Genomic DNA, 1,084 nt, shown 5'->3' with positions numbered 1-1,084 from the left:
GATAAGGGACTGCCTGCGCCGGGGGCTGTCGCCCGAGCAGATGGCGGCGCGCAACGGCGGCCCGGTGGACCTGTCGCCGTCGACCATCTACCGCTGGGTCTCGGCGGGCTACGACGGCATGACCAACATGGAGCTCAGGCGCAAGGTCGGCTACAGGCCGAGGAAGCGCGCCGCGGGCCGGGCGGCGACCCGCCACTCCGCCCGCAGGTCGCATGCCGCGTTCCTCGCCCTCGGGGAGGACGCGTGCGCCGCGGCCTGGGAGATGGACACCGTCGAGGGGGCCCGGGAGGACTCCGCCTGCCTGCTCACGCTGCTGCACCGCCCCAGCAGGCTCCAGCTCGCGCTGCCGCTGGAGGAGAAGACCGCCGGGTGCGTCGCGGGCGCCCTGGGGGGCGTCCGGGCCGTCCTCGGCGCCGACGGGACGCGCCGCGTGTTCCGCGCCGTCCTCACCGACAACGGCGCCGAGTTCTCCGACGAGGCGGCGATCGCGGCGCTGCTCGGCGAGGGGCCGGGCGAGACGAGGCTGTTCTACTGCGACCCCAGGCGCAGCGACCAGAAGGGCGCCTGCGAGCGCAACCACGTCGAGATCAGGAAGCTGCTGCCCAAGGGCGCCGGAATCAGGTTCGACCGGCTCGCCCCGGCCGACCTGGCGCTGGCCATGTCGCACGTGAACTCCGAGCCCCGCGGCGCGCTCGGCTTCGCGACGCCCGCGCGCGCCTTCAGGGCGATGCTCGGGGAGGACGCGGCGGCGCTGCTGGACGCCTACGGCGTGGGGGACGTGCCCATCGGGGAGCTCGACCTGACGCCGGGGCTCATCGAGAGGGCGCGCGCAGAGAGGGGCGATGCCCCGCTGGCCTAGCCTAGGAGAAAAACGGAATAGACGGACCGACCGTCCGGCTGAGTCTGGGAAGAGGTGCCGGGCGGCGGGCGGAGCATGGCCACCGGACCCATCGAAACACATCTCCACCATTCCTTCAACTGGGAAAATGGCGCCCCCGGGGCCCGAGAGGGGCCGCGGGGACGTTCGGTTAACTGCGGGAGCGTGCCATCAGCTCAATGTGTTCGGCTGAGATCGGAAATCAAC

At 72.5% G+C, this 1,084-nt stretch carries 1 protein-coding gene; it reads left to right on the top strand.

The window, feature by feature from the left end; all coding sequences use genetic code 11:
- On the top strand, positions 1 to 859 hold an 859-nt coding region (locus ACQRCA_RS08430), incomplete at its 5' end, for an IS30 family transposase (protein WP_427719889.1).
- Positions 860 to 1,084 lie beyond the last annotated feature (225 nt).

This window comes from Collinsella sp. SGI.095, assembly GCF_050314535.1.
GTDB lineage: Bacteria > Actinomycetota > Coriobacteriia > Coriobacteriales > Coriobacteriaceae > Collinsella.
The sequence above is the reverse complement of the archived record's forward strand: the minus strand, read 5'-3'. Positions and strand labels throughout refer to the sequence as shown.